This window comes from Streptomyces sp. NPDC048270 (assembly GCF_040652335.1).
In the GTDB taxonomy this organism is placed as follows: Bacteria; Actinomycetota; Actinomycetes; order Streptomycetales; family Streptomycetaceae; genus Streptomyces.
In genome coordinates this window covers 13516-27502 of sequence record NZ_JBEZLV010000009.1, presented here as the reverse complement: position 1 = coordinate 27502, position 13987 = coordinate 13516, and the positions used below count along the sequence as shown (strand labels likewise).

General features: G+C 73.0%; 13 protein-coding genes. 3 read left to right on the top strand and 10 right to left on the bottom strand.

Annotated features, from left to right (window positions below; all coding sequences use genetic code 11):
• Positions 1–79: 79 nt before the first annotated feature.
• Positions 80–1429, bottom strand: coding sequence for a class II 3-deoxy-7-phosphoheptulonate synthase (locus AB0D66_RS10815; RefSeq protein WP_362299903.1), 1350 nt, complete (start codon positions 1427–1429; stop codon positions 80–82).
• 339 nt (positions 1430–1768) lie between these two features.
• Between AB0D66_RS10815 and AB0D66_RS10810 the strand changes: the two genes are divergently transcribed.
• Positions 1769–3631: an anthranilate synthase family protein gene (locus tag AB0D66_RS10810; RefSeq protein ID WP_362299900.1), complete on the top strand. Its 1863-nt coding sequence runs from the start codon at positions 1769–1771 to the stop codon at positions 3629–3631.
• 27 nt (positions 3632–3658) lie between these two features.
• Here the strand turns inward: AB0D66_RS10810 and AB0D66_RS10805 are convergent, their stop codons facing one another.
• The 5 genes from AB0D66_RS10805 to AB0D66_RS10785 all read right to left on the bottom strand — a co-directional run bounded on the left by AB0D66_RS10805 (position 3659) and on the right by AB0D66_RS10785 (position 8583).
• A complete protein-coding gene (locus AB0D66_RS10805) occupies positions 3659–4657 on the bottom strand; it encodes a 2-hydroxyacid dehydrogenase (RefSeq protein ID WP_362299897.1) in 999 nt (332 codons plus the stop codon).
• 95 nt (positions 4658–4752) lie between these two features.
• Complete coding sequence (locus AB0D66_RS10800; RefSeq protein WP_362300333.1) at positions 4753–5781, bottom strand: 6-phosphofructokinase; 1029 nt, start codon at positions 5779–5781, stop codon at positions 4753–4755.
• A gap of 145 nt (positions 5782–5926) precedes the next feature.
• Positions 5927–6571, bottom strand: coding sequence for a response regulator transcription factor (locus tag AB0D66_RS10795; RefSeq protein WP_362300331.1), 645 nt, complete (start codon positions 6569–6571; stop codon positions 5927–5929).
• Between the two features lie 23 nt (positions 6572–6594).
• Complete coding sequence (locus tag AB0D66_RS10790) at positions 6595–7806, bottom strand: DUF5931 domain-containing protein (RefSeq protein WP_362299894.1); 1212 nt, start codon at positions 7804–7806, stop codon at positions 6595–6597.
• Positions 7807–7839: 33 nt separating this feature from the next.
• Complete coding sequence (locus tag AB0D66_RS10785) at positions 7840–8583, bottom strand: lysophospholipid acyltransferase family protein (RefSeq protein WP_362300329.1); 744 nt, start codon at positions 8581–8583, stop codon at positions 7840–7842.
• Between the two features lie 170 nt (positions 8584–8753).
• Here AB0D66_RS10785 and AB0D66_RS10780 point away from each other — a divergent pair, with 170 nt between their 5' ends.
• Positions 8754–9533, top strand: coding sequence for an alpha/beta fold hydrolase (locus AB0D66_RS10780; RefSeq protein WP_362300326.1), 780 nt, complete (start codon positions 8754–8756; stop codon positions 9531–9533).
• A complete protein-coding gene (locus AB0D66_RS10775) occupies positions 9526–10125 on the top strand; it encodes a hypothetical protein (RefSeq protein WP_362299892.1) in 600 nt (199 codons plus the stop codon). The genes AB0D66_RS10780 and AB0D66_RS10775 overlap by 8 nt, the downstream gene beginning before the upstream one ends.
• 282 nt (positions 10126–10407) lie before the next feature.
• Here the strand turns inward: AB0D66_RS10775 and AB0D66_RS10770 are convergent, their stop codons facing one another.
• From AB0D66_RS10770 to AB0D66_RS10755, 4 genes are all read right to left on the bottom strand, one after another.
• Entirely contained in the window at positions 10408–11157 is a 750-nt protein-coding gene (locus tag AB0D66_RS10770) for an endonuclease/exonuclease/phosphatase family protein (protein WP_362299889.1), read from the bottom strand.
• 73 nt (positions 11158–11230) lie between these two features.
• Positions 11231–12172 (bottom strand): ROK family glucokinase, encoded by a 942-nt coding sequence (locus AB0D66_RS10765; RefSeq protein ID WP_362299886.1) that lies wholly within the window; start codon positions 12170–12172, stop codon positions 11231–11233.
• A gap of 61 nt (positions 12173–12233) precedes the next feature.
• Positions 12234–12698, bottom strand: coding sequence for a DUF5304 domain-containing protein (locus tag AB0D66_RS10760; protein ID WP_362299883.1), 465 nt, complete (start codon positions 12696–12698; stop codon positions 12234–12236).
• A gap of 76 nt (positions 12699–12774) precedes the next feature.
• Positions 12775–13977: an ArsA-related P-loop ATPase gene (locus AB0D66_RS10755; RefSeq protein WP_362299881.1), complete on the bottom strand. Its 1203-nt coding sequence runs from the start codon at positions 13975–13977 to the stop codon at positions 12775–12777.
• Positions 13978–13987 lie beyond the last annotated feature (10 nt).

Sequence of the window (13987 nt, the reverse complement as noted above, 5' to 3'; positions counted from 1 at the left end):
TAGGGTCGCCTAAAAGCCCCCGATACGACGATGGGGCGCGGATCACATCGATCCGCGCCCCATCGTCGTACGTTTCTCCCTACTGATCGCGGTACATCTCCGCGACCAGGAACGCCAGGTCCAGGGACTGGCTGCGGTTGAGCCGCGGGTCACAGGCCGTCTCGTAGCGCTGGTGCAGGTCGTCGACGAAGATCTCGTCGCCGCCGCCCACGCACTCGGTGACGTCGTCACCGGTGAGCTCGACGTGGATGCCGCCCGGGTGGGTGCCCAGGCCCTTGTGCACCTCGAAGAAGCCCTTGACCTCGTCGAGCACGTCGTCGAAACGGCGCGTCTTGTGGCCGGAGGCCGCCTCGAAGGTGTTGCCGTGCATCGGGTCGGTGACCCAGGCGACGGTCGCACCGGAGGCGGTGACCTTCTCGACCAGCTCGGGGAGCTTGTCGCGGACCTTGTCGGCGCCCATGCGGACGACGAAGGTCAGCCGGCCCGGCTCGCGCTCCGGGTCCAGCCGGTCGATGTAGGTCAGCGCCTCGTCCACCGTGGTGGTCGGGCCGAGCTTGATGCCGATCGGGTTGGCGATCTGCGAGCAGAACTCGATGTGCGCGTGGTCCAACTGGCGGGTGCGCTCACCGATCCAGACCATGTGGCCCGAGGTGTCGTACAGCCTGCCGGTCCGCGAGTCGGTGCGGGTCAGCGCACCCTCGTAGTCGAGCAGCAGCGCCTCGTGGGAGGCGTAGAACTCGACGGCCTTGAACTCGGCCGGGTCGGTGCCGCAGGCCTTCATGAAGTTCAGCGCGTTGTCGATCTCCCGCGCGAGCTGCTCGTAGCGCTGCCCGGACGGGCTGGACTTCACGAAGTCCTGGTTCCAGGCGTGCACCTGGCGCAGGTCGGCGTAGCCGCCGGTGGTGAAGGCGCGCACCAGGTTGAGCGTCGAGGCGGACGCGTTGTACATGCGCTTGAGCCGCTCGGGGTCCGGGATCCGGGCCTCTTCGGTGAAGGCGAAGCCGTTGACGGAGTCGCCGCGGTAGGTCGGCAGGGTGACGCCGTCGCGGGTCTCGGTGTCCTTGGAGCGCGGCTTGGAGTACTGGCCCGCGATGCGGCCGACCTTGACGACCGGCACGGAGGCCGCGTACGTCAGGACGGCGCTCATCTGGAGCAGCGTCTTCAGCTTGGCGCGGATGTGGTCGGCGGACACGCCGTCGAAGGCCTCGGCGCAGTCGCCGCCCTGCAGCAGGAACGCCTCGCCCTTGGCGACGGCTCCCAGACGGGCACGCAGCTGGTCGCACTCGCCCGCGAAAACGAGGGGAGGATACGACTCGAGGTCCGCGACGACAGCGCGCAGAGCCTCGGCATCGGGGTACGAAGGCTGCTGCGCCGCGGGAAGGTCTCGCCAGGTCGCCTTGGCGGCGGGGGCTTGGGTTTCAGCGTTCACGGTCACCTCGTACACATTACGGTGTCATTCGCCCCGTCCAGCCTTGCGCCCACCTGATGAGACGCAAGAGGCTCGAAGGTTGACGGGTCCCGAAGATTCGGAATCCATGGTCATCCCGCGCCCTGAGACGCATCCGGCGCCCGGGGGCGGATCTGGGCTAAGGTGCGCTGCATGTACGCGCACATGAACCTGAACTGGTGGTGGCCCGCTTCCGGCGGCCCACTCCTCGCGCGTACGTAGAGACGACACGACCGACGCGAAGGCCGCCCCGAGGGGCGGCCTTCCGCGTTCGTGCGCGGAACAGGGGCCGCTCCTCCCACCGGAAGGACGCCGCCCCGAATGAACCTCAGCCGACTGCTCGACGACTCCTGCCCGCCGTTCGCCCTGCTGCGCCGGCGGACCCCCGGCCGCGACCACGACACCGTCGAGGTGCTGCTCGGCCCGGTCCACGAGGCCGCCCGCCTCGCCGACCTGCCCGTCCGGGAGCTGCCCACCCTCGCCCTGGTCCCCTTCCGGCAGATCCGGGAGCGCGGGTTCGACGTGCGCGACGACGGCACGCCGCTGAGCGTGCTGGCCGCCGAGGAGGCGTACGAGATCCCCCTCGCCGAGGTGCTGGCCGCGCTGCCCGCGCATGCCGTTCGGGTCGACGGGGGCGGCTTCGACGTTCCCGACGAGGAGTACGCGGCCACGGTCGAGCGGGTCATCGAGGACGAGATCGGCCGCGGGGAGGGCGCGAACTTCGTCATCCGGCGCACCTACGAGGGCCGGATCGACGGCTTCGGCCGGGCCGACGCCCTGGCCCTGTTCCGGCGGCTGCTGGAGGGCGAGCGGGGCGCGTACTGGACGTACGTCGTGCACACCGGGGACCGCACCCTGGTCGGGGCCAGCCCCGAGGTCCACGTGCGGATGTCCGGCCGGACCGTCGTGATGAACCCGATCAGCGGCACCTACCGGTATCCCGCCGGGGGCCCCACGGCGCAGTCGCTCCTCGCCTTCCTCGGCGACCGCAAGGAGACCGAGGAGCTGTCGATGGTGGTCGACGAGGAACTGAAGATGATGTGCACCGTCGGCGACATGGGCGGGGTGGTCGTCGGGCCGCGGCTGAAGGAGATGTCCCACCTCGCGCACACCGAGTACGAGCTGCGCGGCCGCTCCTCGCTGGACGTGCGCGAGGTGCTGCGGGAGACCATGTTCGCCGCGACGGTGACCGGCTCGCCGGTGCAGAACGCCTGCCGGGTGATCGAGCGGTACGAGGCGGGGGGCCGCGGCTACTACGCGGGGGCGCTGGCCCTGCTGGGCCTCGACCCGGCGGGCGGCCAGACCCTCGACTCCCCCATCCTGATCCGCACCGCCGACATCGACGGGGACGGGGTGCTGCGGGTGCCGGTCGGCGCCACCCTCGTGCGGCACTCCGATCCGGCGGGCGAGGTGGCGGAGACCCACGCGAAGGCGGCCGGGGTGCTGGCGGCGCTGGGGGTCGGGCCCGCGGCGCCCCGCCCGGCCTTCGAGGGGGCCGGCCTTGCGGACGATCCCCGGGTGCGGGCGGCCCTGGCGGCCCGGCGGGCGGACCTCGCCCCGTTCTGGCTGCGCATGCAGGAGCGGCCGGCCGCTCCGGCCGGCCACGCGCTGGTGGTGGACGGCGAGGACACCTTCACCGCGATGCTGGCGCACGTCCTGCGGGTGGCCGGGCTGGAGGTGACCGTACGCCGCTACGACGATGCGGGTCTGCGGGCGGCGGCCCTGGCCTGGGAGGGCCCGATCGTGCTGGGCCCGGGCCCGGGCAACCCGGCGGACACGGCCGACCCCAAGATGCGGATGCTGCGCGGGCTGGCGGCCGAGCTGCTGGCCTCGCACCGGGGCGGGCTGCTCGGGGTCTGCCTGGGCCACGAGCTGCTGGCCGCGGAGCTGGGGCTGCCGCTGGTCCGCAAGGCCGAGCCGGCGCAGGGTGCGCAGACGCGGATCGACCTGTTCGGGGCCGCGGAGGTGGTCGGCTTCTACAACACGTACACCGCGCGGTGCGAGGCCGGCGGCGAGCCCGCGGGGGTGGAGGTCGCCCGGGACCCGGTGACGGGGGAGGTCCACGCGCTCCGCTCCGCCTCGGGCCGGTTCGCGGGGGTCCAGTTCCACCCGGAGTCCGTGCTCACCCTGCGCGGGGCGGAGCTGCTGCGCGAGCTCCTGACGGGGGTCACGGCCCCGGCCTGACCGCGGGACGGGCCCGCCCGCCGCGGGCTACGCGGCGGGCGGGACGAGCGTGTTCTGCGAGCGGCGGCCCGCCAGGTAGTCGGCGACGTTGGCGACCGTGGTGTCGATGATCTGGCCCACGGCGTCGGCGGTGTAGTACGCCTGGTGCGAGGTCACCACCACGTGCGGGAACGTGACGAGCCGCGCCAGGGTGTCGTCCTCGACGGCCTCCAGGGACTTGTCCAGGAAGAACACCCCGGCCTCGGCCTCGTACACGTCGAGGCCGACCCCCGCGAACCGTCCCGCCCTGAGCTCCGCGACCAGCGCGTCCGTGTCCACCAGGCCGCCGCGGCTGGAGTTCACCAGGAGCGCGTCGTCCCGCATCAGCCGCAGCGCCGCCGCGTCGATGATGTGGTGGGTGGACTCCAGAAGCGGCACGTGCAGGCTGATCAGGTCCGAGGAGGCGAGCAGCTCGTCCTTGTCCACGTACTTCATGCCGAGCTCCACACAGGCCGGGTTCTGCGCGACGTCCCAGCCCAGCAGGTTCATCCCGAAGCCGTGCGCGATCCGGGTGAACGCCTCGCCGATCTTTCCGGTGCCGAGCACGCCCGCCGTACGGCCGCGCATGTCCCGGCCCATCAGCCCGTTCAGCCGGAAATCGAAGTCCCGGGTCCGGTTCGAGGCGCGGACGATCCGCCGGTTCACGGCCATCGCCAGCGCCCACGCGAACTCGGCCACCGAGTAGGGGGAGTAGTACGAGACCCGGCTGACGGTCATGCCCAGCTGCCGGGCCACGTCCAGGTCGATGTTGTTGAAGCCGGTGGAGCGCTGGGCGATCATCCTCGTCCCGCCCGCCGCCAGGGTCCGCAGCACCCGGCCGTTCAGGTCGGCGTTCACACTGGAGGAGACGATCTCGTACCCGGCCGCGATGGGCGCGGTGTCCTCGCTCATGAAGACGTCGAGGCAGCGCACCTCGTGCTGCCCGGCGAAGGCGCGCTCCAGGAGCGGCCTCTCGTCGGCGGTCACACCGAATGCCAGGATCTCCACGCCGGCTCCCGTACCTCGTACCCATGGGTCGTTTGTCACCATACGACCCATGGGTCCGGGCCGCCGCTCGCCCCGCGTCCCGCGTCCCGCGCCGCTCAGCCGAAGAAGACGCCGACCTCCCGGTACAGCGCCGGGTCCACCGTCTTGAGCTTCGCCGTGGCCTCGGCGATGGGCACCCGCACGATGTCCGTGCCCTTGAGCGCGACCATCTTGCCGAAGTCCCCGTCGCGCACCGCGTCGATCGCGTGCAGCCCGAAGCGGGTCGCCAGCCACCGGTCGAAGGCGCTCGGCGTGCCGCCCCGCTGGATGTGCCCGAGCACCGTCGTACGGGCCTCCTTGCCGGTCCGCGCCTCGATCTCCTTGGCCAGCCACTCGCCGACGCCGGACAGGCGGACGTGGCCGAAGGAGTCCTTGGTGGCGTCCTTGAGGACCATCTCCCCGTCCGTGGGCATCGCACCCTCGGCGACCACCACGATCGGCGCGTAGCTCGCCTTGAACCGGGAGGTCACCCAGGCGCACACCTGGTCGACGTCGAAGCGCTGCTCCGGAATGAGGATGACGTTGGCGCCGCCCGCGAGCCCCGAGTGCAGGGCGATCCACCCGGCGTGCCGGCCCATCACCTCGACGACCAGGACCCGCATGTGCGACTCGGCCGTGGTGTGCAGCCGGTCGATGGCCTCGGTCGCGATGCCGACGGCGGTGTCGAAGCCGAAGGTGTAGTCGGTGGCGGACAGGTCGTTGTCGATGGTCTTCGGCACACCGACGCAGGGGATGCCGTACTCCTCGTACAGCTTGGCCGCGACCCCGAGGGTGTCCTCGCCGCCGATCGCGATGAGGGCGTCCACCTCGTACTTGGCCAGGTTGTCCTTGATGCCGCGGACGCCGTTCTCCGTCTTGAACGGGTTGGTGCGCGAGGACCCGAGGATGGTGCCGCCCCGCGGCAGGATGCCGCGGACGGCCGGGATGTCCAGGGGGACCGTCGCCCCTTCGACCGCGCCCCGCCAGCCGTCCTTGAACCCGACGAACCCGTATCCGTACTCCTGCTCGCCCTTGCGGACGACGGCCCTGATCACCGCGTTGAGCCCGGGGCAGTCACCGCCGCCGGTCAGCACTCCGACCTTCATGGAATCTCCCTTCGCCATGACGGCCACGCTAGTGGTGACCCAGGTCACAGCGAGAGGTCCGGAAGAGTCAATTCGGGCGGAATCACGGGGCGTTGCCGACATCCGTTCACTCGTACGAGGACATAAGTACGACCGACGCCACCGGCTACGCGTCGTCGAGGCCCCGCTCGATGGCGTACCGGACGAGCTCGACGCGGTTGTGCAGCTGGAGTTTGCCGAGGGTGTTCTGGACGTGGTTCTGGACCGTCCGGTGGGAGATGACCAGCCGCTCCGCGATCTGCTTGTACGAGAGCCCCTTGGCCACCAGCCGCAGCACCTCGGTCTCCCGGTCGGTCAGCTGCGGAGCCTTCGCCTCGTCGGAGGCGGCCGGCGCCGGATCGGTGGCCAGGCGCCGGTACTCGCCGAGCACCAGCCCGGCCAGGCCCGGGGTGAAGACGGGGTCGCCGGCGGCCGTGCGGCGGACCGCGTCGATCAGCTCCTGGGCTCCGGCCGACTTCAACAGGTAGCCGGTGGCGCCGGACTTGACCGCCTCCAGCACGTCCGCGTGCTCGCCGCTGGCCGACAGCACCAGCACCCGCAGCGCGGGGTTGGCCCCGACCAGCTCCTTGCAGACCTGGACCCCGGGCATGCCGGGCAGGTTGAGGTCGAGGACCAGGACGTGGGGGGTGACGGCGCGCGCCCGGCGCACCGCCTCGGGGCCGTCTCCGGCGGTGGCCACCAGGTCGAACCCCGCGGCGGCCAGGTCGCGGGCGACCGCGTCCCGCCACATCGGATGGTCGTCGACGACCATCACCTTGATCTCGTGCAACTCGCTCACTGGGTCCTCCCCCTCGGTACCTTCAGTTCCACCTCGGTGCCCTGCCCGGGGACGGACACCAGCTCGGCGCTGCCGCCGAGGTCACGCAACCGCCCGCGGATGGACAGGGCCACGCCCATCCGGCCCTCGCCCTCCGCCTGGTCGAGCCGGCCCGCCGCGATGCCCGGCCCGTCGTCCCGGACGGTCACGATCACCTCGTCGCCCCAGTCCTCGAGCAGGATCCAGGCGCTGGCCCCTTCCCCGGCGTGCCTGCGCACGTTGTCCAGGGCAGCGCCGACGGCAGCGGCCAGCTCCTTCGCCGCGGGCACCGGCAGCGGCACCGGGGTGCCCGGCTCGGCGAAGCTCACCCGGGACCCGGCGTGCGGGGCGAGCAGCGTCCGCAGGTCCAGCTCGCCCTCGTCCGCGCCGGGCTCCTCGACCTCGTACGCGTCCACCAGCGCTCCCCGGGACCCGTCGCGGGAGATCCGGGAGGGCTGCACCAGCCCGCTGGTGACCAGCGTGCGCAGCGCCACCTCCTGCTCCCCGGCCATCCGCCCCAGCTCGGCCGCCTCGCCGCCCAGTTCGGTGCCGCGCCGCTGGACCATGGCGAGGACCTGGAGGACCCCGTCGTGGATGTCGCGGGCGAGGCGCTCGCGTTCGCGGGTGGCCGCCTCGATCTCCAGGGCGCGGGCGAGGGTCGCCTCACTGGCCCGGGCCACCTCGACGACGTAGCCGATGGCCACCGAGGCGACCCAGACCAGCAGGACGTTGTGCAGGGCGTCCCGGGTCGGTTCGCCGCCGTGCACGGCGATGTTGGCCGCGGCCACGAAGGTGGAGGCGACGCACGCCCAGCGCCAGCCGCCCTTGATGGCGAAGGCGAGGACCGAGCCGGCCGTCCAGATGGAGGGGAGGGTCGGACCGCCGGCCGCGATCCGCTCGTGGGTGTCGGCGAGCGGGGTCAGCAGGATCCCGACGAGGGCGACCGTCAGGTCGGCGCCGAGGAAGCGCTTGGTGCAGCTGACGGCGTTCGCCGCCTTGCCGTGCGTGGCCAGGGTCCAGACCGCGAGGACGGCGAGGTAGCCGGCCGCGATCCCGGGGCGGTCGAACCGCTGGTACGCGGCGCCGAACAGCACCACGGCGTAGACCATGGTCAGCAGCCGGTAGACGGTCAGGGCGCGCCAGAGCGGCTGCTCGACCGACATGCGTACGACGCGTTCGCGTTTCGCCATCTCCCCCACCCCCCGCGGGCGGTGCGCCCGTTGCTACTCAGCCGCGCCGTCTGCCCGTTCCGCCTTCTCGGCCTTCTCGGCCTTCTCCGCCTTGGCGGCGGCCTTCTCCGCGTCGGCGATCTGGCGCTTGGCCGCGGTCGCGTAGATGTCCACGTACTCCTGGCCGGAAAGCTTCATGATCTCGTACATGACCTCGTCGGTCACCGAGCGCAGGATGAAGCGGTCGCCGTCCATGCCGTGGTAGCGGCTGAAGTCCAGCGGCTTGCCGATCCGGATGCCCGGCCGCATCAGCTTGGGGACCACCTTGCCGGGCGGCTGGATCTTCTCGGTGTCGATCATCGCCACCGGGATCACGGGGGCGCCGGTGGCCAGGGCCACGCGGGCCAGGCCGCCGGGCTTGCCGCGGTAGAGCCGGCCGTCGGGTGAACGCGTCCCCTCGGGGTAGATACCGAACAGCTCCCCCCGCTCGATGACGTCGATGCCGCTCTTGATGGCGGCCTCGCCGGCCCCGCGCGCACCGGAGCGGTCCACCGGGAGCTGGCCGACGCCCTTGAAGAAGGCGGCCGTCAGCTTGCCCTTGACGCCGGGGGAGGTGAAGTACTCCGCCTTCGCGATGAAGGTGACCTTCCGGTCCAGCACGGCCGGGAGGAAGAAGGAGTCGGAGAAGGACAGGTGGTTGCTCGCGAGGATCGCCGGCCCCTCCGCGGGAATGTTCTCGAGGCCCTCCACCCACGGCCTGAAGGCGAGCTTCAGGGAACCGCCGATGGAGAACTTCATTGCGCCGTAGATCAACTCGAAAGCCTTCCTGTGTCTGTCGAACAGACCATATCCCGTGGCTCTCCCGGCAGCGGCCCGACGACCCTGGTCGGTGCCACCCCGGTCGCGTACGGTGAAGTCACACAGAGCAACGCACCCACCTGATGTACATCATGATCAAGGAGACCCTGGTGCCCGTCCTCCCTGGAGCCGAGCCGTTCCGCCACGAGGGCGGAGAGGTCGGCGTCCTCCTCTGCCACGGTTTCACCGGTTCCCCGCAGTCGCTGCGGCCCTGGGCCGACCACCTGGCCGGGCGGGGGCTCACGGTGTCGCTGCCCCTGCTGCCCGGGCACGGCACGCGCTGGCAGGACATGCAGCTCACGGGCTGGCAGGACTGGTACGCGGAGGTGGACCGGGCGCTGAGGGAGCTGCTGGACCGGTGCGAGCAGGTGTTCGTCTTCGGTCTGTCGATGGGCGGTGCGCTGACCCTGCGGCTGGCGGCCAAGCACGGGGACGCCATCAGCGGCATCGTCCTGGTGAACCCGGCCAACAAGGTGCACGACCCGCTGGCCTTCGCCCTTCCGGTGGCCCGGCACTTCGTCCGGTCGACGCCGGGCATCGCGAGCGACATCGCCAAGCCGGGCTCGGTCGAGGTGGGCTACGACCGGGTCCCGACGCGGGCCGCGCACTCGCTGCGCAAGTTCTTCAAGCTGGTGGACACCGAGCTGCCGCAGGTCACGCAGCCCGTGCTGCTGCTGCACAGCCCGCAGGACCACGTCGTACCGCCGGTCGACTCGGCCCGGATCCTGGCGCGGATCTCGTCCACCGACGTCACCGAGACCCTGCTGGAACAGAGCTACCACGTCGCGACGTTGGACCATGACGCGGAGCGGATCTTCGCGGACAGCTATGCGTTCGTCGGCCGACTGGCGGAGAGCGTGGGCAGGGAGGGGGCGCAGGCGGGTGGCTGAGCACGAGGAGCAGTCGGGCGGGGTTCCGCCGCTGGACGAGGAAGCGGCGTGGGCGGCGATCGTCGCCGGGTACGGGCAGGAGCCGCCGGACCCGCCGGGGGCCCGGCCGTTCAAGCCGATCGAGAACCTTCTGCTGCCGGAGGAGGACGTGAAGCCGCTGCCGCCGGAGCCGGAGCCGGACCCCGAGGCGGAGTCGAAGCCCGAGTCCTTGCCCAGACCCGAGACCGAGCCGGAGCCGGAGCCCCCGAAGGCGCTGGGCAGCTCGGTCGTCTTCGCCCCGGGTGTCGGCGCGGGCCCGGGCGTCGGCCCGGGGCCGCGCGACCACTCGCTCGCGGAGCCGGCGGACGAGGGGCACTTCGTCCCCCCGGAGCCGGAGCTGCCGGAGGCGGACACCACGTCGAAGTTCGCCTGGCTGGCCGTGGTCGGCGGGCCGGTGCTGCTGCTCCTGGCGGTGCTGTTGCAGTGGGAGATGACCTGGTGGCTGACGACGCTGGGCATCGGCGGCTTCCTGGGCGGCTTCGCGACGCTGGTCGCGCGGATGGCCCAGGGCGACGACGAAGACGACGACCCGGGCCGCGGAGCCGTGGTCTGACCCCCGGCCCGCCACCGGGGCTCCGCCCCGCGCCCCGCGCCAGACTCCGCCCGGGGCCCTGGCTGCGGGGCCAGGGCTGCGCCCAGCCCCTGGGGCTCCGCCCCAGACCCCGCGCCTCAGCCGCCGGCGAGGCTGGATTTGGCCGGCCACAGCCCTCGGGGAATCCGGGCCCACCACCCGCACTTGGCGACGGCAGCGGCCAGATCCAGCCCCGCCGCGGCGTTTGAGGCGCGGGGGTTTGGGGGGCGGAGCCCCTGAACGGCGGGGCGCCGCACCGGCGGGCTACCGCGCGGCCGGCAGGCGGAGGGCGGCCAGCACCGGCAGGTGGTCCGTCGCCGCCGCCAGGTCCGCCGCGGTCACCCCCGCCAGCCCCGTGGGGACCCCGCAGGCCAGCACCTCCACACCTCCCGTGGCGAACACCCCGTCGATCCGCCGGTCCGGCGCCGCCGCCGGGAAGGTCCGCTCCCCGCCCCAGGGGGCGACCGACCAGCAGTCCTGCAAGGCCCCCGCGAGCGCCCCGAAGGCCGGGCCGTCCGGGCCCTCGTTCACGTCGCCCGCCACGATCCCGTACGGGGTGTCCAGCCCCGCCAGCCGCTCCAGGAGCAGACCCGCGTGCGCCGACCGCTCCCTCCGGTCCAGGGACAGGTGCGCGCAGACCAGCCCCGCCCGGACCCCGCCGATCCGGACCACCGCCGTCGCGAAGCCCCGCCGGTGCAGGCCGGGGGTGCGCGGCAGCAGGATGTCCTGCGTCCGCTCCGCGAAGACCCGCAGCGAGCACATCAGCAGCGGTCCGGCCGCCGTCGCGCCCCCGCCCAGCACCACCAGGTCACACTTCGCGGCGAGCCTCGCCGCGTGCTTGCGCCAGCGGAAGAACCGCGGCGCCTCCTGTACGAACACGAGGTCCGGGGCGCAGGCCCGGATGACCCGGGCCAGTGCCTCCTCGTCGTCGCGCAGCGAGCGGATGTTGTAGCTGAGCACCCGGATCACGGCAGAACCGTCGGGCTCCGTACGGGACTTCGGCAGCTGGTCCATGCACCGCAAGATATGACGGCGCCCGCCGCTCCCCCAAGGGGCGCGGCGGGCGGTCACGTACGAGCAGGACGGGTCAGCCCTGGCGCGCCAGGTCCGCCGCGCCCACGAGTCCGGCCTTGCCGCCCAACTGGGCGGCCAGTACCTGGGCGTGCGGACGCCAGGCGCCGCCGACCAGCCAGCGCTTGAAGGACTTGCGGATCGGGTCGAGGACGAGGTCGCCCTCGTCGGAGACCCCGCCGCCGACGATGAACGCCGACGGGTCGAAGAGCGAGGCCAGGTCGGCCAGGCCCGCGCCGGCCCAGCGGGCCAGCTCGCGGAAGGCGTCGATGGCCACCAGGTCGCCCTGCCGCGCGGCCTGGCTGATGTGCTTGCCCTCGATGCCCTCGGGGGTGCCGTCGCCGAGGGAGAGCAGGATCGCCGCGTTCTCCGGGGTGGCGTTGGCCCGCTGCTTCGCGTAGCGGACGAGCGCGCGCCCGGAGGCGTACTGCTCCCAGCAGCCCTGGCTGCCGCAGCCGCACAGCAGGCCGTCGGGGACGACCCGGATGTGGCCGAACTCGGCGGCGACGCCGAAGCGCCCGCGCCGCAGCTTGTTGCCGATGATGATGCCGCCGCCGAGGCCGGTGCCGAGCGTGATGCAGATGACGTCGTCGTGGCCTTGGCCGGCGCCGAAGCGGTACTCGCCCCAGGCGGCGCAGTTCGCGTCGTTCTCGACGACGACGGGCAGGCCGATGCGCTGCTCGACCTTGTCCTTGAGCGGCTCGTGGCGCCAGTTGATGTTGGGGGCGAAGAGCACGGTGGCGCGCTTGTCGTCCACGTAGCCCGCGGCGCCGATGCCCACGGCGTCGATGGTGTGGTTGCTGCTGACTTCGGAGACGGCGGCGCAGATGGCCTCCGTCACTCCGTCCGCGGTCGGCGGGGTGGGCACCTTGTACGTCTCAAGGATGGTGCCCTCTTCGTCGACCACGCCGGCCGCGATCTTCGTGCCGCCGATGTCGACGCCGATGGTGAGTCCCATTAGTCCCTCGGTTTCCGGTCAAACCCCGCCACGGCCCACCGTACCCGAGGGCGGAGGGGGTTCAGTCGAGATCGATCCGCTCGGCCGGGCCGTCGTCGGGGCCCTCGTCACGGGGGTCGCGCTCGCCGGGCGTCGGCCGGGGCGTCGGGGGCTCGCCCTGGGTCCAGCGGCGCTCGTGGCCCTCGACGGCGGAGCGGTAGGCGGCGAGCAGCTCGGATCCGGCGGCCGCGAGGTGGTCGAAGACCTCGGGGTTGCGCTCGATGACGGGCTTGGCGGCGGTCTTCGCCTGGTTGACGAACTGGCGCACGGCTCCCTGCGCCGCACTGCCGATGAGGGGGTTGTTCAGCCCTGAGACCTTGTCGGCGACGGCCTCGAAGAGTTTGAACAGCTCCTCGGCGGCGGTCCCGGTGGCCTGGCCCCCCGTCCCGCCCTGCCCGCGCAGGCGCTCCTTCTCGGCGGCGAGGTCCTCGGCGCAGGCCTTGGCCCAGGCGTCGTCGTCGGTGGGGCGGTCGGTGGCCTCGCTCATGGCGGACTCTCCTGCGGCAGCTGCGGTGCGTGCGGTACTGGCTACCTTCGACGGTACCCGAACGGCGGTACGCGGATCAGGTCGTGCGGGGCCAGAGTCCGGGATCCGGGGTGAACCGGATGCGCAGGCCGTCCTCGGCCAGGGCCGCTCCGGAGACGGTGCAGCGGCGCAGCGCCGCGGGCAGCGGAACGATCCTTCGGTACGGGCCCACGCTGAGCAGCAGCTCGTCGCCCCGGCGGATCAGGTCGAGCTCGCGCTTGTGCGCACCGGGCAGCGGGACCACCCAGACGAGCACCCCGTCCTCGGCGAGCCGGTCCTCGACCGCCCAGGCCCGGCGGGGTGCGGGCGGCCGCGGTACGAGGGCGCCGGCGGCGGCGAGCGGTTCCAGGTCCTGCGGGCCGCGCGGGTCGCGGCCGAGGTGGTCGAGCCGGACCACGGGCAGCTCCCCGGCCCACAGGGAGGCGTACTTCTCCTGCTGGGCGGCCAGCCCGGCGAGCCAGGGGTCGACGGAGCCCCCGGGCAGCAGGCGGTTGACGACGACGGCGGCCACGGGCAGCTGCTGGAGGGCGAACCCGAGGCGCCCGGCCCGGACCGCGTCGGCGGCGGCCGGCCCCGGTTCGGCGACCAGCCGGACCTCGGTGGTGGGGGCCTCTATGACCTCCTGCACCGCGGCCAGCTCCTCGTCCCACCGGGCGGCGGCCTCGTAGAGCCACTGCGCGGGCATCGGCACGCCGGCCAGCTGGGCCAGTACGGGCCGCAGGGCGCGGGCGGCCTGCCGCTGCGCGGGGAGCAGCCGGGCGAGGTAGCGGCGCAGCTGGGCGGGGAGGGCGAGGGTGGCCAGGGCCTGGTGCAGCGGGGGCAGGTCGACGACGACGAGGTCGTGTCCCGGGGCGGCGGCGGCCCGCCGCAGGGCGCGCAGCAGGGCGAACTGCTCGGCGCCGGGCAGTTCGGTGAGCTCCTCGGCGCCCAGCGGCCGGGCCCCGAGCATGCCGAGGAGGGCGGATCCGCGCTCCTGGAGGGCGACGAGTTCCTCGCGGAACTCCTCGCCGGAGTCGACCCGGGCCACCCGGATCCCGCCGGCCACCGGCACGGCCGGCAGACCGGGGGCGGCCTCGGCGGGCTCCCCCACCGGTTCCCCGGTCAGGGCCGCGAGGGGGTCCCCGACGTCGCCGGACAGCAGCAGCACCCGCCGCCCCTGCCGGGCCGCGGCGAGGGCGGTGGCCGCGGCCACGGTGGTCCGCCCGGCCCCGCCGGGGCCGGTGATCAGCAAGGTGTGCACGGTCTCGGGC